This is a genomic window from Chitinophagales bacterium, assembly GCA_019694975.1.
In the GTDB taxonomy this organism is placed as follows: domain Bacteria; phylum Bacteroidota; class Bacteroidia; order Chitinophagales; family UBA10324; genus JACCZZ01.
Genome location: JAIBAY010000005.1, coordinates 81847 through 100336, shown reverse-complemented (window position 1 = coordinate 100336; position 18490 = coordinate 81847). Strand labels below are relative to the sequence as shown.

Sequence of the window (18490 nt, the reverse complement as noted above, 5' to 3'; positions counted from 1 at the left end):
GTAAATAAGTCGGGTTGTTAATGTGGAGAAGATAGAAAATCCAGTGTTCTGCTCTCGCTGTAATAAGCCCCAGAGAATAAACCACAGCAAAAGCCTACGTGGCCACCCTCAGCCGGTGTTTCAAGAAAAACAGAAGAAGACTGATTGCATTCTTCTGTCGGAAAGCAAGCGGGCGTAAAAAAGGGATCATTCAATGCTGTCAGGATAAGTGTGGGAATACGGATGAAAGGAATGAATTGCTTAGAGCTGCATCGTTTGTAATAGTCAGCAGCGTTTTCAAAACCATATAGCCTGCTCGTGTATCGGTCATCAAATTCAACAAACGTGCGGATATTGCGTACTTGCTGTTGTGTTATTGAAAAAGGAAGACGGCCAATCCTTGTGAGGGCTTTTTGTTTCAGCGTGCGGAGAAAACGATCGCGGTACAGGAAAGGAATCCTGCTGTCCAGATGTACAGCACAAGCCTCGAGGTCGCAGGGAACAGATATCGTAACAGCGCATTTGATGCCGGAGGATACGTTTGTTTTTTCGCCCAGGTATTTGAGTACGAGGTTACCGCCAAGGCTGAAGCCAACCAGCATCAGTGATTCACAACCATTATCCTGCAGCAGATGTTCAATCACAATGCCGACATCATCGGTGCTGCCGCTATGATAGGATCTTACCAGCCTGTTTGTTTCACCACTGCACCCGCGCAGATTCATGGCAGCTACACGATAGCCCGACGCATGCAGTGCCTTTGCCATGCCTTTCACATAGGGCGTATCTGAAGAAGCTTCCAATCCATGAATGATCAGTACCACCTTAGTGGATTCATGATCCACCCAGTCAATATCTATAAAATCCTGATCCGGTGTATAGATCCTTTCCCGGCGATAGCTGATGCCTGTAACAATCCTGCTGATGGCAGGCAGGATGGATTGCAGGTCACCTCCGGGCAGGTAAAACGGAGGGCGGTATGTGGATGCAAGCAATGGCAATGGTTAACTACAAATTGAAAAGTGAATCTATTGAAGGAGCTTTAACTTATAGTACATACAGAAAAAGCATCATAAAGTTGTTTCGTTGACGGTTTACAGGTTCCTGATCAGTAGCAATTCCACGATGCCAAGCAGTAAGCCTGTTATTGCTGCAGTAAGCTTGAGCTGCAACACACCTTTGCCAGCATGTGAATAGAATAGCTTCTCCAGTGATGCGGCATCTATTTGTTCCATCTTTGCGGTAATCATTCGTTCAATGTTGAATTTCTTTTGAAGGTCATCTGCAAAGAACCCAACCAAATCGGGAATCATGTGATCAAGTTCATTCATCAGCGTTTCTTTCATTTTACTGATCATGCCTTCGGTAATAAACATACCGAAAACCGGTATCTTATCCTTCAGTTTGTTACGAAGAAAATCATCCACCTTATCATCCAGTATTTCGTTGATTTTGCTGAGCCTGTCGCCTTCCAGCAGGTTGTCTTTCAGCTTCCCGAAATCCGGCAGTTGCGTTACTGCAAAAGCGCAGGCCTGCTGTCCCCATTGCGGAAGATTCCTGGGAACAAATCCTTGCATATCAATGATGAAGAAGTTCTTTTTCCGGACGGGATGGAACAGCATATAAAATAACAGGGAGATCATGCACCATCCAAAGGCCGCATTGAGTAATGGTATCGCGTATATCATTGTGGCATTCCCCATGTTGACGGTGAAAGTCTCCATTGTTCAAGCGTTTGCAGATCACCTGCACCAACGGTCCCTTTTTTGTATGCCTCTTTCACCAGTGTTGCATAATCGGTAAGTGTATAAAACGTACATCCGGCTTGTAAAATATGTTCTTCTGCCACGGGAAAACCATAGTTAAAAATGGCAATCAGTCCGCTTACCGAACAACCTGCTTCGCGCAGCGCATGTACAACGGCAAGGCTGCTTCCGCCGGTAGAAATCAGATCCTCTACTACAAGGACTTTTTGTCCGGGCAATGCCAGTCCTTCAATCTTGTTTCCGAGGCCGTGTCCTTTGGCTGATGATCGGACATAACAGAAAGGAATCCCGAGTTCATCTGCGGCCAATACACCATGTGCAATGCCTGCCGTGGCAACACCTGCAAGCAATTCCGTATCAGGGTAATGTTCACGGATAAGCGAAGTGAGGGATTCTTTGATAAATGTTCTTATTTCAGGAAACGATAACGTGAGCCGGTTATCACAATAGATGGGAGATTTCCAGCCGCTCGACCAGGTGTAAGGCTGTTGCAGGTTGAGTTTAACGGCATCAATTTGCAGTAACAGCGAGGCCATCTTTTCAGCAATCTTTTCGGACCCAATCATTCTCTTATTTTTGCTGCGCAAGATACTAATGTCCTGCCATAAACAACTCGATTTTGAATTGGTACATCTGCCGTTGATAACGATAGATGATTGATGTGAAAAGATAAAATTCAGCAGTGAAAAAGATATTTATTCAAAACAGCACACTTTATTTGGCCGGTAGAAACGGGGCTAAGAAAATCTGTTCTGCTTTACAGAAAGAGCGGAAGGAATTTACCCTGATGAATTTCAAAGGCACGCCCATGAGGGAAGAACTGGTTGCTCAGTTAGCATCATCTGCAGCAGGAACTAATCTGTTGCTGGTAGATGATTCATCTGTTGCCATGGAAAAAGCATTTTTTGATACACATCAACTGATTCATGCAGCCGGTGGTGTAGTATTCAATGAAGATGGCAGGCTGCTGATGATTTACCGGCGTGGCAAGTGGGATTTGCCAAAGGGCAAGCTGGATGAAGGAGAAACAATAAAACATGCAGCCATCCGTGAGATTGAAGAAGAAACAGGTGTATCTGCGCTGAAGATTATCAGGCCGGTAAAATTTCTTTTCAATAAACAGCCATGCACCTATCATACCTATGATTTGAATGGAAGGAAGATGTTAAAGGCGACTTACTGGTTTAAAATGATGAGCAAGGATCGCCGAACACCAAAGCCACAGGCGGAAGAGGATATAGCAACTGTAGAGTGGAGTTCCGCTGAATTGGTTAGGGAACACCTGAAAAATTCTTATCCTGCTATCGCGGAAGTTATCAGCGAATCGGGAATGAAATATTGAGCCTGTATTCTTTACGCGATCCAAACTTTCGACCTGCATTACGGGTCACGCAATATTTGGCTGGATAATAATTTCCTTTACCGGATTACTATTGCTTTGGAGAGGCTCCGGCGGATAAAAAACTAAAATATGAAAATGGCAGCTGCAGCTTCAATCGGTGGCAAGCAGCACCACAGTGGTGGCAACGATAAAACCAAGGCTGAATCCAATAGCGCCGCCGATAGCGCCAAACAGCCATTTTTTCTTTTCTGCACGGTGTACCATTTCCCCGACATCTGCAAGGTTGGTTTCAGCATTGCTGATGATATGTTGCATTGTGTCAAGGTTGGCGTTGATGACCTGTAGCTTTGCATTGGCATTATTCACCAATAATTTTGATGAATCAGATAGCCGGTGATAGTATAATCCCAATGTATCAAATTGTGCCTGCTGTTCCTGCACATGATCCTTATAGATGGAGACATACCGTTCTACAGAATCGGTGAATGATGAAATTAAATTGCTTTGTTGCTGATAATCCAGGTAAGATCCATGTAAGAGGCTGAATGTCGCTTTGTTAAGCAGGTAAACCGTATCGCAGGATACATGAATATTATCACCTGCCACGCGCAATAGAACACGGTAGGAACTGTCATTGCAGAATGGATCCGACAACTCCTGTGCATTGACAGGCGATTCAATCAACAAAGCAATAAATAATGATAATATGACCGATCTAATGCTCATCAGGAAATTTAAAATGTGAGGTGTCTATCGTTATGACAGGCCAGTTGGTCCGGGCACGCTGATGCAGCTGTTGTTTGAAAACTTCATAGCCCTGCTGCGATTTGGCAATTTTGCGGAGGAATTCATTTTCGCGGTAGTTGCGGCTTGCCTCCAGGGCCGCCACACTATTATCCGATTCTCTTACCTGTTGCGAATAGGAGTCAACGTCGGCCTGAAGGTTGGTGATCAGCCTTTGCGAAGTATGAATTTTAGCCTGCGCACTGTCGAGCAGCAACCTGGTAGAATCCAGTTTCTGCATAATTTTTTCTATGCCGGCATCCTTTTTAAAATAATTCATGATCAGCAGGATGAGTGCTATAATAACACAGATAATGAACGCACGTTTCATCCAGGGTGGCATGGCATCACGTTGTGATGGTGAATATAAAAAATAATTGCGCTATAACAGGAGATGACCCCTTACACAGTTTCCAGCCGTATGTGAAGACCTGGGTCGGCGATGCACAGTAATGAGGGATAAAACGGAAACTTACCAGGGCATGCGTGCAAGCATGAATAGGAGTGACAATCCGAAGAGGATGGTGCCGCGCTTGAATTTAGTGTCATCCGTTGGCATCTTTTTAACCATAATCCGTCCAACATGCGCAAGGACAATAGCCAGCAACATGGTAAATGGATGTTCAACTACGGCAAACCGTACACCGGCATCACTCATAATATTTTCAGCGGACTTTAAGGCATGCGTAGTAACCGGACTTAAAAAGAAGTAAAGCGCCAGGCCGAACAGCAGCTGAATATCCATGGCGGTTACAAAGAATAAGCTGAGCCTGTTATCCCATGCATTGAAATTCTTCTTGCCTAGCCAGCCTGCCAGGTATTTTATCACAACGATCACAGCCAGAGCGAGGATTATCCATCGCCAGTAGGCGTGCACTTCTTTCAGGTGATCATACCATGGGTCCATAAAAATTGATTCAGGTTTTTGTAAATGAACAGTATTCTTGAATGATGCACTTAACTTTTAAATCATGCTGCTTTTGCAGACACACATTGGCCTTAGTATTCACGTTTCGGGTCAAATGACTCAAGGTAATCCGCAACTTTTCTCAGGAATGATCCGCCCAATGCACCATCCACAATCCGGTGATCATAAGACAAAGAAAGAAACATCATATGCCGGATGGCAATCACATCACCTTGTGTTGTTTCAAGCACCGCAGGTTTTTTCTTAATGGCGCCGGTGGCCATGATGGCAACTTGTGGCTGATTGATAATGGGTGTGCCCATCAGGTTACCAAACGTGCCGACATTGGTAAGCGTGAAGGTGCCGCCTTCAATTTCATGTGGCTTCAGCTGGCCTGCCCTGGCGCGCTTCGCAAGATCATTCACCTCTTTTGTAAGCCCAACTAGATTTTTAGTGTCTGCATTTTTAATTACAGGCACAATCAGGTTACCGCTGGGTAATGCAGCTGCCATACCGATGTTGATATCCTTTTTGCGGATGATCTGCGTACCGTTGGTGGATGAGTTGACCAATGGAAAATCTTTAAGTGCTTTCACAACAGCTTCAATAAAGAGCGGTGTGAAGGTGATTTTCTCGCCTTCGCGTTTTTCAAAGTCTTTTTTCACACGATCGCGCCACAATACGAGATTCGTAACATCCGCTTCCACGAAGCTGGTAACATGGGCTGAGGTACGCTTGCTCATCACCATGTGATCAGCAATCATTTTGCGCATGCGGTCCATCTCAATAATTTCCACATTTCCGCTGACAGCAACAGCAGGTGCCGCTGGTGTGGGCACTGGTCCACTTGCTGTTTTCTCTGGCACCGGCACAGTGGTTTTTGATCCACCTTGCTGAACAAAGTTCAGGATATCTTTCTTCGTAACGCGTCCGCCTTCACCGGTTCCCGCAATTGTGTCAAGCACCGACATGGCAATATTTTCACTTCTGGCTATATTCAATACCAAAGGAGAATAAAACCTGCCTACCGTAACGGCAGGCTGAACAGGTTGTGCTGCAGCTTCTGTTGATTTTACAACCGGTTGTTTATTTTCCTGAACGACCGGTGAAGAGACCGGTGTGACCGGTTTTGGAGAAACCGATGCATCTGTTTCAAGCAAAGCAATCACTTTACCAACAGGCACAACATCATTAACCTGGTAGAATATCTTACTCAGTTTACCTGCATGCGTGGAAGGTACTTCTGAATCAACCTTATCGGTGGCGATTTCCAGCACAGGTTCATCAACGGCAATGCTGTCACCTACATTCTTCAACCACTTTAAGATGGTTGCTTCCATAATACTTTCTCCCATCTTGGGCATGATCAATTCCACTTCTGCCATGGTTGTTGCCGGTTTTTTTGAGGTGGTCAAATGTAAAACGAAACGGGGGATTAATCAAACGCGACGGAATTGAAGCAAAGTGATGATTATCGTTTTTGATCAACAAACTGATTTTGCTTCAGGCGGAAAATTCCGGATCCAGTAAAAATTTTCTAAGCATGTTCAAAGCATTGATCGAAGTTAACTCCATGTTCCTTTCGCGGTTGCCGGAGAAAAGAAATTTCCGGGCAACCGTTTTTGCACTTCCTGCTATAGCTATCCAAACTGTACCGACGGGCTTTTCATCAGTACCTCCGTCAGGACCTGCAATACCGGAAACGGCAATGGCATAGCTCGTTTTCATTTTCGAAAGCACACCCTGAGCCATCTCACAAACGGTTGCTTCGCTCACGGCTCCATATTGCAGCAATGTCTCATTGCTGACACCTAACAGGTTGTGTTTGACGTTATCGGCGTAACTGATGATGCTGCCTGAAAAATAATCTGAAGCGCCCGGCACCGAAGTGATCCGGTAAGCAATCAATCCACCGGTGCAACTCTCTGCCGTACTCACCGTTGCCTTACGCTTTCTCAGCAAATCGCCTACAACTGCTTCCAGCACTTCATCGTCATAACCCCAGATGAATTCCGAGATTCTGTTTTTTAGCTGTTGGGTCAGCTGATTGATAGTTTGTTCCAGGTAGGCGCGGTCATCGCCGCGTGCTGTGATGCGTAACCGAACGGAAGAGAGATAGGGGAGGTAAGCCAGTTTGAAGCCGGGTGGAAATGCTTCTTCAATATCCTGTATTTTTTCAGCCAGGTAGGATTCGCCGATTCCTTGTGTCAGGATGGTTTTGTGAAGAATGAAAGGTATCCTGAACCGTTTTTTTATTTCAGGCAGCACTTTGTCCGTCATCATCAGTTTCATTTCCCATGGTACGCCGGGCATGGAAACGTAAACTTTTCCTTCATGGTCAAACCACATGCCCGGGGCAGTGCCATTATTGTTGATGATTGGTATGCAGCTTTCAGGCAGCTCGGCCTGCCCGCGGTTACTTGCCGGCATTGGCCGTTTATAACGATCAAAAAAACCTTTCACCAGAGCAAAAATTTCTTCGTGGAATACCAGCCTTGTATTAAAGTATTCACACAGTGTGTGCTTCGTGATATCATCCCTGGTTGGCCCGAGCCCTCCGGTAATGAGTATCAGATCGCTGAGGCTGTGAGCTTCATGCAATGCCGAGATGATTTCATTTTTATCATCGCCAACGGCAATTTTCCGGATGACAAATACACCAATTTTATTTAGTTCCTGGCCCATCCAGGCGGAGTTCGTATCGACTACCTGCCCGATAAGCAATTCGTCGCCTATAGTGATAATGGTTGCATTCATGGTTTGTAAAGATGTACCGGATTGTATCAATCCAGCGCGAGGCAAGTTACATCACCGTATCAATATAATACCGGCGTTACGCTATAACAATGAACTTCATTCCAACAATTGGCATGATTTTGATAATTTCGGCACTAAACAAAAATCATGATAAGGTTTCCGCTCTCCATTTTCTTGGTTATTGGTTGGTACTGTTCTTCCCTTGCACAGGTAGCCCATCCCTCATCTTCCACATCGCAATCAACAAGGCCGGGTGCCACCACAACAGTTCCTTCAACAACCGGTAATACATCTTCTGCGGAAGATAATATCACAGATGCTTTGTCAGGCTTGGGCAGCGATAACATGGTTAACGGATTAAAGGAGGCACTCAGTGTCAGTGCCATTAACAGCTCAACGATACTGTCAGCCAAGGATGGGTTTTTTAAGAACCAGGCAATAAAGATTTTATTGCCTCCCGATGTCAAGATGGTAGAAACAAAACTTCGTTCCATCGGACTGGGCAGTGAAGTGGACAAGGCTTTGCTGAGTATGAACCGGGCTGCAGAAGAAGCGGCCAAAGATGCAGCGCCAATATTTATCAGTGCAATAAAAAGCATGTCAGTGAATGATGCTGTAGGGTTGGTGAAGGGGCCAAAAGATGCCGCGACACAGTATCTGAAAAAAACTACCTCTGCACAGCTGACACAGCAGTTTTCGCCGGTAATCAGCAAAGCGCTCGATAAAACGGAAGCTACAAAATACTGGAGCGATGTATTCGGCACCTATAATAAGCTTCCCTTCGTTCAACCGGTGAACCCTGATCTTGACAAATATGTAACCCAAAAAGCGCTTGACGGCTTATTTTATACAATGGCAGCGGAAGAAGCAAAAATCAGGAAAGACCCTGCCGGAACAGCGAATAGTCTGATTGAATCGGTGTTCGGAAAACACTGAAAGGCCGGTTGATTATCTTGCAGCAGGCGGTCAGCATCAAAGAACAAGGCAAGCGGGCCAGATGATGCTTAGAACTCATTCCAGTCACTTCGCTTCGGAAGTTTCAGATCCTGCAACACGGAGGCTTTAACCCTTAACACAAAACTATAACTCGGCCGTATGCCGAAGGGCACCCATTGAATACTCATCTCCCAGCAGTGCAGATCGCGATAGATGCCAAGTGCTGCAGTCGGGAATTTATGATTCACAAAATCATAGGAAGTGCTCATCGTGAGTTTCCAGTTTTTGGTGAGGTTCAATCCGCCACTGATATTGAGTGTCTGATTAAAGGTGAGTGAGTCGTTGCCTTCTGCAGTGTTAATCGATTGCAGAAAAAGGCTGTAAGCCAGATTAAGATTCCATGGCACTTCAAAACTTACGTACTGATTCATTGAAGCGGCGAGATACGATTCCTGGTCCTGAGTCAGTTCCTGCTTAACGCTTTGCTTCGACTGAAAGGAAGTTCCAATGCTGAGATTCGCATTGGTTAATCTTGCCAGCCGGTTGTTTTCATTCCATTCAAAACGGTTTAATCTTCTGCCCGTGCTGTCAATGATATATGGGTCGAAACGCGAACCAAAATTGATATCGAACTTATCGAAAAGTTTTGTCCGGCCTGTGATAGAGATGATGGACAAGTTCAGCGAATCTGCCGCCAGGTTATAGGATGCTCCAAGATTCAGTGCATCAAGCAACTTTACTTTCTTTGTTTGCTGCAGTGTGTCTTTCTTTGAGAAGACCTTCATTTCCAGCGTATTTCCCAGTGAAAAATTGATGCTTCCCGATTCCCCCTGGCCCGGCCCCTGGTAGATCGCATCACTGAACAACGAATAACGTTGTGTGTTTCCTTCTGCATCATATTGCACTGTCTTATAGGTATTCCATTTCGGATCGCTGAAGTCAGGATGGTAAGAAAAGCCAAGGCTTGGTGTTACTACGTGGCGGATCGCTTTCACTTTCCCCTTTTTGAAGTTGACGACGCCATACACCCTGGTAGAGGTACTTATGGATAGATTGAATTCACGTGTTGCGGCAAAACTCCGGATAGTGTCGTAATCAATTTGATTCGAATCAGGGTTCCATGTTTGACGGGTGGTTTGCAGCGACCATGATTCGGTATAGTTAAATGCAGGTGTTACAGTCAGGTGTTTCAGCATCTGAAATGGTGCGCTGACGGGAATGTTATGCCGCATACCGGATTGCAGATTCTTTAAGGTCTGTGCGGAAAAAAATAATGAATCGGCATTGGCCACCTGGTTCTGCGCATTCATCGTATAGGAAAATCCGATCTTTTCATACCACCGTTCACTGCCAATACCTGCCTGTCTGCGGAAGGGATAGATGGTATTCATGTTGAATGCAACAGTGGGCAGAGAAACGCTTACGAGGTGAGAAAGCGTGCTTTGTGAATGATTGGCGGAAACCGTGAAATTGAACGGTGAATATGGAATCGTCTGTGAATAAGAGATGGATGACTGATAGGTGTTATTCAGATAGTTGAAGTTTGTGTTGGAGGCGAAAAGTTTGTTAAACCCTGATGTCCCGAAATTGATGTTGGCACCGAAGTGACTGTTGGGTTTCGCTTTTCCGTCCTGGTTATAGCGGGCGGCAATGTTAAACTGTTTGTTGGATGTAAAATCATTGATTTCATTACTGAAGGCACGTTCATTGGCAAAAGTCATCCTCACATCGCCGTTAAATTTGTATCGCTTGTTAAACCTGCTGGCCGCAACGGCTTTCCATGAACCGCGTGAATAGATATCTGCAGTGAGCGCAAGGTCCACGTTATCGCTGATGCCAAAATAATAACCGCCGTTCCTGAGGAAGAAACCGCGGTTTTTATCTTCACCGTATTCCGGGAATATGATGCCCGACTTTCGTTTGGCATTCAATGGAAAGATGCCGAATGGCAAAAATAGCGGCGTGGGTACATCGGCCACTACGAGGTTTGCCGGCCCGGATACGATGGACTTGCCCGGAATGACTTCAATTTTTGACGAAGCGATATAGAAGTGAGGATGATCTTTGTTGCAGGTGGTATAGATATTATTTTTGCCGAATAACACTTCATTGGGCATCCTTTTCACCACACTGCTCCTGATAAATCCTTCATCTTCCTGTGTCAGTATTTCGCTGATCTTTCCTTTGTTGGTTTTAAAGTTGTAATGAATTTCCTGTGCATCATATTTTCTATCGCCCTGCGAAAACACCGGACGGTTGGCGAGGCGCCCGCTGCTGTCTTTTCTTCCCATGGCAATCACAATGCTGTTTTGCCAGTCGAAGATGATGGAGTCTGCTGTCAGCGTTATGTCTTTGTACTGAACCTGTGCGGCACCTATAAGGTACACCCGTTGATTCGTTAAGTCGTAGCAAATGGTATCGCGTGCTTTATACCTCACCTGAGCATCGAGGCCGTCTGAAGATATCTTTACCGCAAGCGTTGTATCAGGGTCAGCATGGAGAGAATCGGTGATGGCAAGTCTTGCAATAGTATCTGCGATTAAAGTAATGTTTTGCTTTTCATCAATAACCTGTTGCATGCAGGCGGCGCGGCTGGTGTCCGCATCTGCATACAGCAGACACAGTATTAACAAAAAGATGGGGAAACCTTGAGGGCTATATCTCTTTTTCAAAAAAATATCAGGTATAACTTTGCGTTTAATGCTGATTTTTGCACCAAAGCTACTACAAAGCACTCCATTAGTGAAACGGTCTATTCTTATCATACTGCTCATTACCTTTTGCTGGAGTCTTGCTGCGCAGGCACAATCCGGTGCTGATTACAAATTTAAAACGGTTGTGCTGGATGCGGGGCATGGAGGCCATGATACAGGTTGCCGTGGCGTTTCTTCTTATGAGAAAAACGTAACGCTGGCACTGGTCCTGAAATTGGGTGCGCTGATAAAAAAAACCTATCCCGGCATCAACGTTGTTTACACCCGGCAAACGGATACATTCATTGAGTTGTATGAACGGGCTAATATTGCCAATCGCGTCAACGCTGATTTGTTTATCTCCATACATTGTAATGCCAGCAAATCAACAACGGCTTATGGCACGGAAACATGGCTGATGGGTTTGCATAAGTCAGGAGGTAACCTAGAGGTATCTAAAAGGGAAAATGACGTTATCATGCTGGAAGATAACTACCAGGAAAACTATGACGGCTTTGATCCCAACTCTCCGGAAGGGTATATCATCCTTTCTATGAATCAGAATGCACACATCGATCAAAGCATCAATCTCGCTTCCAAAGTAGAGGATGAGTTTGTGAAAGATGGCCGCCTGACACGTGGCGTGAAGCAGGCCGGGTTTCTGGTGCTATGGCGCACTACCATGCCATCTATCCTTATTGAGTCAGGGTTTCTTACGAACAGGGAAGAGGAAAAGTATCTTAACTCCGCTGCCGGTCAGAATGAGATTGCGTTTTCCATCTTACAGGCAGTTGCACTTTACAAAGCGGAAATCGAAAGCGATTACAGTCAGCTCGCCCTGGTGCAGCACGATCGTAAGGATGCATTGGCGGATTCAGCCGGCACAGAGCTTACAGTGCAAAAAACACTTGAGGATTCCATTTCGCAACAGAAAAAGGTGGTGGCTGATGCAGGTAGCCATCAGGGAACGCAGCCATCAGTCATATACCGGATTCAGATTGCTGCGTCTGAAAAGGATATTCCTTTAAGCGACCCGCGCTTTGCCGGTATTAAGGATATTTCCAACGATAAGAGCGACCATAATATAAACCGTTACATGGTGGGTAACTATATTGATATGGCTGAAACGCAAACGCGTCTCGCTGCCTTGCGCAAAAAGGGATTTAAAGATGCCTTCGTGGTTGCTTACAGAGATGGCAAGCGTATACCGCTCAATGAATTACCATAAATGAGTCGCAGCACTACTATAAGTGAAGCCGCCATCAATTTGCAGCAAAAAGTAACAGCTCCCTGACAGACTATTACGGGGAAGTATTCCGTGACGATTGCAATCATGGTCAAATAACTTACCCATCACTGCGTTTGTCTTCCATGCGACATAACTTATAAAACTTTATTTTTGCCGCGAGCTAAAATTATGCAGTTGAAAGTATCGAATGAAACAAAGGTGGGAGTGCTTGCCACGATTGCAATTGTTTTGCTTGTACTCGGATACAATTTATTGCGCGGCAAAAATGTGTTTGGCCGTGATAACATCTTTTACATCCGGTACGACAATGCCGCCGGTATTGCTCCTGCAGGTGCCGTTCGCTACAATGGCATGAAAGTCGGACATGTACAGGATATCAAGTTGGCCAATGATGGTTCCGGGCAGATCGTGGTTTCCGTAGCGGTTACCCCTGATCTGAAGATTCCGGTCGGAACAACCGCCACAGTGGTAAGCCCTGATTTTATCAGTCCCAAAGCCATTCAGCTGGATTTTACAGCCTTCAGTAAATTTTATGAAAGTGGTGATACGCTTGTTTCCGGTGTGGCAAGAAATGGTATGAAAGAAGTACAATCACAGGCGGAAGCGCTTATTGCATCGATGGATTCGGCCATCAATTCCATCAATGGTATATTCAACAGCGAGACGAAGCAGCATCTTCAGCGTAGCGTGAAAAGTATTGAAACAACACTGAACACACTTGATAAGGCATCCACTAAAGTAGATGAAATGCTGTCGGCTAATGTGAGCCGGCTGGATCGTATTTTTTCAAATGTTGAATCTATTACAGTTAACCTGAAAAATAACCAGGATGAAATCAACGCACTGCTCAATAACCTCACGGCCATTACTGATACCGTAAGACGGAGTGAAATAGGTAACACCATCCGGCAGGCGAAGGAAGTGCTGGAACAGACAGCAGAAGTGATGAGTAAGATCAATGAAGGCAAGGGTTCTATGGGTTTACTGGTGAATGATGACAGACTCTACAATAACCTGGAGGCATCCTCAAAGTCACTCGATGCTTTAGTTACGGATCTGAAAGCTCACCCTAACCGTTATGTGCAGGTATCTGTTTTTGGGAAAAAGGATAAATCAGCTAAGGAAACGGAAAATAAATAATTGAAGAACTACTTCACATCACGGCTGTCAAACAGGCGGAGGAAGTTCTGCCGTGATAAGATGCTGTGTTCCATGAAATGCTTTGGATGGCGGGCAGCCGCGATGCTGGTATGCTTTCAGTCAATATGTTTTTTGAAGCTGGCAATCGCACAAACCGGAGAGCCGATCGAAATCATCAATGCCGACGAATTGCAGTACAACGAACAAGGCGGCATGCCAGTCAGAAAACTGGTAGGCAATGTGCAGCTACGGCAAAAGGAAGTAACCTTGTTTTGCGACCAGGCCGATTTTTACTTTGAAGAAAATAGGGTAGACGCTTTCGGAAGTGTACACATCAAACAGGGTGATACCATTAACATCTATGGTGAAACCTTGCATTATGATGGCAACCTGAAAAAGGCCAAGCTCGAATCGAAGGTGAAGCTGACCGATGCGAAGATGGTACTCACCACGGAACAACTCGACTATGATCTCAATACGCGTGTCGGCTTCTATCTGCAGGGCGGCAAACTGGTGAGTGATGATGCAGTGCTTACAAGTAAACACGGTTATTATTACGCGAATACAGCAGATGTTTATTTTAAAAAGGAAGTAAAACTAAAGCACCCCGACTACCTCCTCAGCACCGATACGCTGAAGTTTAATACAGCCAGCCAGACTGCTTACTTTGTAAGTCCTACCACCATTCACTCCGATTCATTTGATGTTTATTGTGAGAGCGGATATTACAACACCCGTTATGATATCTCTCAGTTTGAAAAAAACGCCCGGCTGGATACAAAGACTCAGCAATTGAAAGCAGATACGATCTTTTTCCAGCGGAAGAAAGGTTATGGCCATGCCCGCTCGAATATACGGTGGTCAGATACCCTCAATCACCTTTATATGCGGGCAAATTTTGCACAGTATTATGAAAACAGCGACCGCATACTGGCCACAAAAAATGCAGTGCTCATTATCGGGATGGATAACGATTCGATGTTCGTGACAGCCGATACACTGTTTTCTTACAAGGATACCGTGGGTCAGTTCCGCAACTTGTTTGCATTTCATCACGTGAAAATATTTAAGAGCGACCTGCAGGGCATTTGTGACTCAATCGCCTTCAGCTACCGCGATTCTGTGTTCCGTATGTTTGATAAACCTGTCTTGTGGGTGGATAATAATCAATTGAATGCTGACACCATGAACATGTACCTTAAAGGCAGTCAGCTGCACCGGATGGATCTACTTCAGAATGCTTTTGCCGTTGAAGAATCGGGTGCAGGATTATACAACCAGGTTTCAGGCAAAGACATGCATGGCTTTTTCAGCGATGGCTATTTGCAAAAGATGGATGTGGAGGGAAATGGGGAGAGCATCTATTACGCGAAAGATGACAGTAATGCTTATATCGGCGTCAATAAGGCCATCTGCAGCAATATGACGATCTTATTCACGGCTGATAAAAAAGTTGACCGCATCTATTTTCTCACACAGCCTGATGCTACGCTTTTTCCGCTAAAAGAATTTCCGGCAGAAGAATCGAGGCTGAAAAATTTTCAATGGCTCATCGGCGAAAAACCAGGGTCGAGGGAAGAATTGCTGCGCTTTGACGAAGTGAAAAAATAATGTGGTATTTCAGGTCATTACACTTTGCAGCCAACTCAATATGCTTGGGGATAACTTGTTCCGTCATGATTTTTTGATCCCATAACTCTTCCCGAACTTTGATTGCTTCTGTGTAAAAAGCGACAGCATGTTCATCATCAAGATTCACGGCAAGGTAAAAATTCCCGATTACGTGCAGATTCGCGATGACCAGTTTACGTTGTTGTCTTATTTTCGCGCCGACAGGCCGGAAGACGCTCTGAAAAAAATCGGATTGCTGGATAAGGCAGCAGCCGTGAAAAAAATAATAGCAGAATTACCTTACGGGAAAATACAGAAACTGGAGCTGTAAGCATCAGGTGTAACAGGGAGTTAATCAATTTAATGAGGTGTAACATGGAAGAACAAGTGATTATAGAATTGCGGGATGCTGTCATCTATCAGCAGGAAACATTGATTCTGAGCAATGTGAATCTCACGATCCGCAAAGGCGAGTTTGTTTACCTGATTGGCAAAACAGGCAGCGGCAAAAGTTCATTGCTGAAAGTACTCTATGGCGACTTGATGCTTGCCGGCGGCAGCGGTTTTGTGGCGGGGCACGACCTGAAGTCAATCACCTGGAAAAAGCTTCCTTTCCTCCGCAGAAACCTCGGTATTATTTTTCAGGATTTCCAACTGCTGACAGACCGCTCGGTTGACGCCAATCTCAGTTTTGTGCTGCATGCCACGGGCTGGACAGACAAGCAAAAAATGCAGGCACGCATTACGGAGGTGCTGGAAATGGTGGGCCTGAAGACAAAAGGATTCAAGATGCCGCATGAACTGTCAGGGGGCGAGCAGCAGCGAGTCGTTATAGCCCGTGCATTACTGAATCACCCTGCGCTGATATTGGCGGATGAGCCTACCGGCAACCTTGATCCTGATACTTCCGATGAAATTCTGCGGCTGTTGATGGATATCAGCCTTAAATCAAATACCGCGGTGCTTATTGCCTCGCACGATTTCATGACTATTCAGAAATTTCCATCGCGCACGCTGAAGTGCGAAAACGGAAAGGTGCACGATATGGCAGTGCTGGAAACGGCATAGCAGGTTACCGGCTCACACTAAATAAAACCTTCATCAGTTTTTCAGCATTAGCGGAATTGGAATAATCTTTTCCCAGAATAATTTTTCGCAGCGCCACATCTTCATCTTTAAAAGGTACCGGCATCAGTTCTTCCACCGCATGCTTCATCTCGCCGGCCTTGTCACGTACAATACAAAGCTCTTCCAGTCCTGTGTTTTCAACCATCGGTGAATTGGCCACCACAAAACGGCCGTTGAACAGGGCATTGAGCAATTTCAGTTTAGTGCCCGTATTCTGAAAAGTAGGCAACAGGTTGATATGCGCATGGCGTATCAGTCTCATCATCTCCACTTCGCCCGGATTGATCCTTAATTCTACCAACCTGTTCTTTTTCACGCTGTCCACAAGCATCGAGGATGGATCAGAGCCGGCAATGATCAGCTTCACATTAAGGTCATTAAAGATTTTACTTACCAGGAAAAGCGCTGCCTGGTTGTTTTCCACCACGGCAAGGTTGCCATGGTATAAAACATAATTTCCCATGCCCGGGGTTGAGATGACTTCTTCATTTGGATGAAAGGCCGGTAGTTCCGTAACACTGTCAAATTTCTTATGCAGGTAGTCAAAATCATTTTTGGAGATCGGCAGGAGATGATCTGCCGCTGCCAATACTTTCTCAAAGCTTTTCAGCTTCACCGACTCAGTGAAGAAATAAAACTTACGGAACATTCCGCTCTCATTTTTCCCGAGGTGCCGGTAATAATCCCATTCCACATTGTGCATCCGTACTGCCTTTACCCTGTTCTTCAGCTCTTCATGATCGAGGTAATAGCAGGTATGCAATCCTTCAAACAGGATAGGAGCTTCATCCTGCGCAATGTTTTTGAGCAGTTCGCTTGACTTGCGTGTTTTAACAATGTAAGGTGTGCGGGAAGTGAAATCACGCAGGCTGTGCTCCCGTTTGTAATAGAATACTCCGTTACAGAGCTGGTTCAGTACATCAGATTCCTTTCTGCCATACTCGAAACAATGGAGTTTGATTTTTACACCCGCATCATGCAACGCTTTGATCTTGTAGAATACATCCATCACTCCGCCGTAATCAGGAGGATAGGGGATATTGAAGGAGATGATGTGCAACGATTTGCTCATGACAGCGATTGATAAAAGGCCAGCAGCTTTTGCACTTCCTTCTGCCAGTTCCAGGCATTCCTTGCAGTAAGGCAATTTTGCCGGAGGCGAAAATACGCATCTTTATTCTCGGCAAGACCGGTGATGGCGCTTACCAGTGTGGCAGTGTCGAGATCATTTACCAGTACCGCGACTTCATGTTGCGCATTCAGGTTGCGGTATTCGGGAAAATTCATCGTTATCACCGGTATGCCGGCATGCACATAATCAAAAAATTTGTTGGCCAGTGAATAATAGTAACTCAGCCCTTTGTTTTCGAGCAGGTTCACGCCGATGAAACTTTTATGTGTGATGTTTCTCAAATCGCCTGGTTGCACTTTGCCGAGGAATTGCACTTTGTCCTGCAATCTTTTATCATTTACGAGTTCGCGGAGTTGCTCAGACAAGTCGCCGTCGCCCGCAATTTTCAATTGCAGCGGAATGAATTCCATTGCAGTTATCAACTGTTCCAGCCCTCTTCCTTCATTCAGCGCGCCCTGGTAAAAAATAAATTTTGTATCACCCGCTGCAGCTGTTGCCGTTGATTCTTTGGCAAGCAATGGCACATTCCTGATAACTTCAAAATGACTTCCATACTTACTGCTGAAGTACGCTGCAAGTCCTTCACTTACCGTGTAACAATTCCTGATTCGCTTCACAGCAAATTGCTCTACGCGTCGCCAGACATGCTGTGTGAAAGGCCGGTTAATCACTTCAGGAACTTCCGGAAACAATTCATGTGCATCATAGATAACTTTCGTACCCTTCATTTTTCCAGCTATAATGCATGGCAGTATCGTGTCGAGATCAATACCGCAAACGGCATCAAATTTTTTAAACAAGAGGTAGCAGAAGAGCCGGATATTAAATTCGGTATAAAACATTTTTCCATTGCGGAAGAAGGGGCGGAGGCGATGCTGACGGTAAGCGGCAGCACCGAGTGGCGCACTTTCTCTGAGTTTCCTTCCGACGAGTGTGACGTGATAGCCCGCCTCGCTCAGCGATGTGCAGATTCTGTGCATGCGCTGATCGTAAGTGAGATCATTAACTACCGTGAAGATGATGCGTTGCAAGTAGATGATTGGTTTATAGCCGCCTTTTAGTTTGCT

At 45.3% G+C, this 18490-nt stretch carries 18 protein-coding genes; 7 read left to right on the top strand and 11 right to left on the bottom strand.

Annotated elements, in window-relative coordinates; translation table 11 throughout:
• Positions 1-17: 17 nt before the first annotated feature.
• From K1X61_10810 to pyrE, 3 genes are all read right to left on the bottom strand, one after another.
• Entirely contained in the window at positions 18-974 is a 957-nt protein-coding gene (locus K1X61_10810) for an alpha/beta fold hydrolase (protein MBX7109126.1), read from the bottom strand.
• 99 nt (positions 975-1073) lie between these two features.
• A complete protein-coding gene (locus K1X61_10805) occupies positions 1074-1703 on the bottom strand; it encodes a hypothetical protein (GenBank protein MBX7109125.1) in 630 nt (209 codons plus the stop codon).
• Positions 1664-2293, bottom strand: a complete 630-nt coding sequence (gene pyrE / locus K1X61_10800) for an orotate phosphoribosyltransferase (protein MBX7109124.1) — start codon at positions 2291-2293, stop codon at positions 1664-1666. Before pyrE ends, K1X61_10805 begins: the two co-directional genes overlap by 40 nt.
• 134 nt (positions 2294-2427) lie before the next feature.
• Here pyrE and K1X61_10795 point away from each other — a divergent pair, with 134 nt between their 5' ends.
• Positions 2428-3087, top strand: coding sequence for an NUDIX domain-containing protein (locus K1X61_10795; protein MBX7109123.1), 660 nt, complete (start codon positions 2428-2430; stop codon positions 3085-3087).
• Positions 3088-3237: 150 nt separating this feature from the next.
• Here the strand turns inward: K1X61_10795 and K1X61_10790 are convergent, their stop codons facing one another.
• The 5 genes from K1X61_10790 to K1X61_10770 all read right to left on the bottom strand — a co-directional run bounded on the left by K1X61_10790 (position 3238) and on the right by K1X61_10770 (position 7534).
• Positions 3238-3813, bottom strand: coding sequence for a hypothetical protein (locus K1X61_10790; GenBank protein MBX7109122.1), 576 nt, complete (start codon positions 3811-3813; stop codon positions 3238-3240).
• The gene (locus tag K1X61_10785; protein MBX7109121.1) at positions 3803-4213 is read right to left on the bottom strand and encodes a hypothetical protein; all 411 of its coding nucleotides are present in this window, start codon (positions 4211-4213) and stop codon (positions 3803-3805) included. The genes K1X61_10790 and K1X61_10785 overlap by 11 nt, the downstream gene beginning before the upstream one ends.
• Before the next feature lie 129 nt (positions 4214-4342).
• On the bottom strand, positions 4343-4777 hold the full coding sequence (locus K1X61_10780) for a hypothetical protein (GenBank protein ID MBX7109120.1): 435 nt from the start codon (positions 4775-4777) through the stop codon (positions 4343-4345).
• Between the two features lie 92 nt (positions 4778-4869).
• Positions 4870-6162 carry a 2-oxo acid dehydrogenase subunit E2 gene (locus tag K1X61_10775; protein MBX7109119.1) on the bottom strand — a complete coding sequence of 431 codons (1293 nt, stop codon included), beginning with the start codon at positions 6160-6162 and terminating at the stop codon, positions 4870-4872.
• Positions 6163-6280: 118 nt separating this feature from the next.
• Entirely contained in the window at positions 6281-7534 is a 1254-nt protein-coding gene (locus tag K1X61_10770; GenBank protein ID MBX7109118.1) for a competence/damage-inducible protein A, read from the bottom strand.
• A gap of 147 nt (positions 7535-7681) precedes the next feature.
• Between K1X61_10770 and K1X61_10765 the strand changes: the two genes are divergently transcribed.
• A complete protein-coding gene (locus tag K1X61_10765) occupies positions 7682-8470 on the top strand; it encodes a DUF4197 domain-containing protein (protein MBX7109117.1) in 789 nt (262 codons plus the stop codon).
• A 68-nt stretch (positions 8471-8538) separates the two neighbouring features.
• On the opposite strand, the gene K1X61_10760 is transcribed toward K1X61_10765, so the two are convergent.
• On the bottom strand, positions 8539-11049 hold the full coding sequence (locus tag K1X61_10760) for a hypothetical protein (GenBank protein MBX7109116.1): 2511 nt from the start codon (positions 11047-11049) through the stop codon (positions 8539-8541).
• Between the two features lie 163 nt (positions 11050-11212).
• Between K1X61_10760 and K1X61_10755 the strand changes: the two genes are divergently transcribed.
• From K1X61_10755 to K1X61_10735, 5 genes are all read left to right on the top strand, one after another.
• Positions 11213-12391: an N-acetylmuramoyl-L-alanine amidase gene (locus K1X61_10755; GenBank protein ID MBX7109115.1), complete on the top strand. Its 1179-nt coding sequence runs from the start codon at positions 11213-11215 to the stop codon at positions 12389-12391.
• 195 nt (positions 12392-12586) lie between these two features.
• Positions 12587-13552 carry an MlaD family protein gene (locus tag K1X61_10750; GenBank protein MBX7109114.1) on the top strand — a complete coding sequence of 322 codons (966 nt, stop codon included), beginning with the start codon at positions 12587-12589 and terminating at the stop codon, positions 13550-13552.
• A gap of 132 nt (positions 13553-13684) precedes the next feature.
• Positions 13685-15163, top strand: coding sequence for a hypothetical protein (locus K1X61_10745; GenBank protein ID MBX7109113.1), 1479 nt, complete (start codon positions 13685-13687; stop codon positions 15161-15163).
• 127 nt (positions 15164-15290) lie between these two features.
• On the top strand, positions 15291-15494 hold the full coding sequence (locus K1X61_10740; protein MBX7109112.1) for a hypothetical protein: 204 nt from the start codon (positions 15291-15293) through the stop codon (positions 15492-15494).
• Between the two features lie 44 nt (positions 15495-15538).
• Positions 15539-16231, top strand: a complete 693-nt coding sequence (locus tag K1X61_10735) for an ATP-binding cassette domain-containing protein (GenBank protein ID MBX7109111.1) — start codon at positions 15539-15541, stop codon at positions 16229-16231.
• 4 nt (positions 16232-16235) lie between these two features.
• Here the strand turns inward: K1X61_10735 and K1X61_10730 are convergent, their stop codons facing one another.
• Both K1X61_10730 and K1X61_10725 read right to left on the bottom strand, forming a co-directional pair.
• Positions 16236-17363 (bottom strand): glycosyltransferase family 4 protein, encoded by a 1128-nt coding sequence (locus K1X61_10730; GenBank protein ID MBX7109110.1) that lies wholly within the window; start codon positions 17361-17363, stop codon positions 16236-16238.
• Positions 17360-18454: a glycosyltransferase gene (locus K1X61_10725; protein ID MBX7109109.1), complete on the bottom strand. Its 1095-nt coding sequence runs from the start codon at positions 18452-18454 to the stop codon at positions 17360-17362. Before K1X61_10725 ends, K1X61_10730 begins: the two co-directional genes overlap by 4 nt.
• Positions 18455-18490: the final 36 nt, after the last annotated feature.

What these genes read in the sequence shown, in the direction of transcription:
- K1X61_10765 (MBX7109117.1), top strand. Translation starts at nt 7,682, where the DNA reads ATGATAAGGTTTCCGCTCTCCATTTTCTTGGTTATTGGTTGGTACTGT.
- K1X61_10770 (MBX7109118.1), bottom strand. Translation starts at nt 7,534, where the DNA reads ATGAATGCAACCATTATCACTATAGGCGACGAATTGCTTATCGGGCAG.
- K1X61_10785 (MBX7109121.1), bottom strand. Translation starts at nt 4,213, where the DNA reads ATGCCACCCTGGATGAAACGTGCGTTCATTATCTGTGTTATTATAGCA.
- K1X61_10730 (MBX7109110.1), bottom strand. Translation starts at nt 17,363, where the DNA reads ATGAGCAAATCGTTGCACATCATCTCCTTCAATATCCCCTATCCTCCT.
- K1X61_10780 (MBX7109120.1), bottom strand. Translation starts at nt 4,777, where the DNA reads ATGGACCCATGGTATGATCACCTGAAAGAAGTGCACGCCTACTGGCGA.
- K1X61_10805 (MBX7109125.1), bottom strand. Translation starts at nt 1,703, where the DNA reads ATGGAGACTTTCACCGTCAACATGGGGAATGCCACAATGATATACGCG.
- K1X61_10775 (MBX7109119.1), bottom strand. Translation starts at nt 6,162, where the DNA reads ATGGCAGAAGTGGAATTGATCATGCCCAAGATGGGAGAAAGTATTATG.
- K1X61_10760 (MBX7109116.1), bottom strand. Translation starts at nt 11,049, where the DNA reads ATGCAACAGGTTATTGATGAAAAGCAAAACATTACTTTAATCGCAGAT.
- K1X61_10740 (MBX7109112.1), top strand. Translation starts at nt 15,291, where the DNA reads ATGTTCATCATCAAGATTCACGGCAAGGTAAAAATTCCCGATTACGTG.
- K1X61_10790 (MBX7109122.1), bottom strand. Translation starts at nt 3,813, where the DNA reads ATGAGCATTAGATCGGTCATATTATCATTATTTATTGCTTTGTTGATT.
- K1X61_10735 (MBX7109111.1), top strand. Translation starts at nt 15,539, where the DNA reads ATGGAAGAACAAGTGATTATAGAATTGCGGGATGCTGTCATCTATCAG.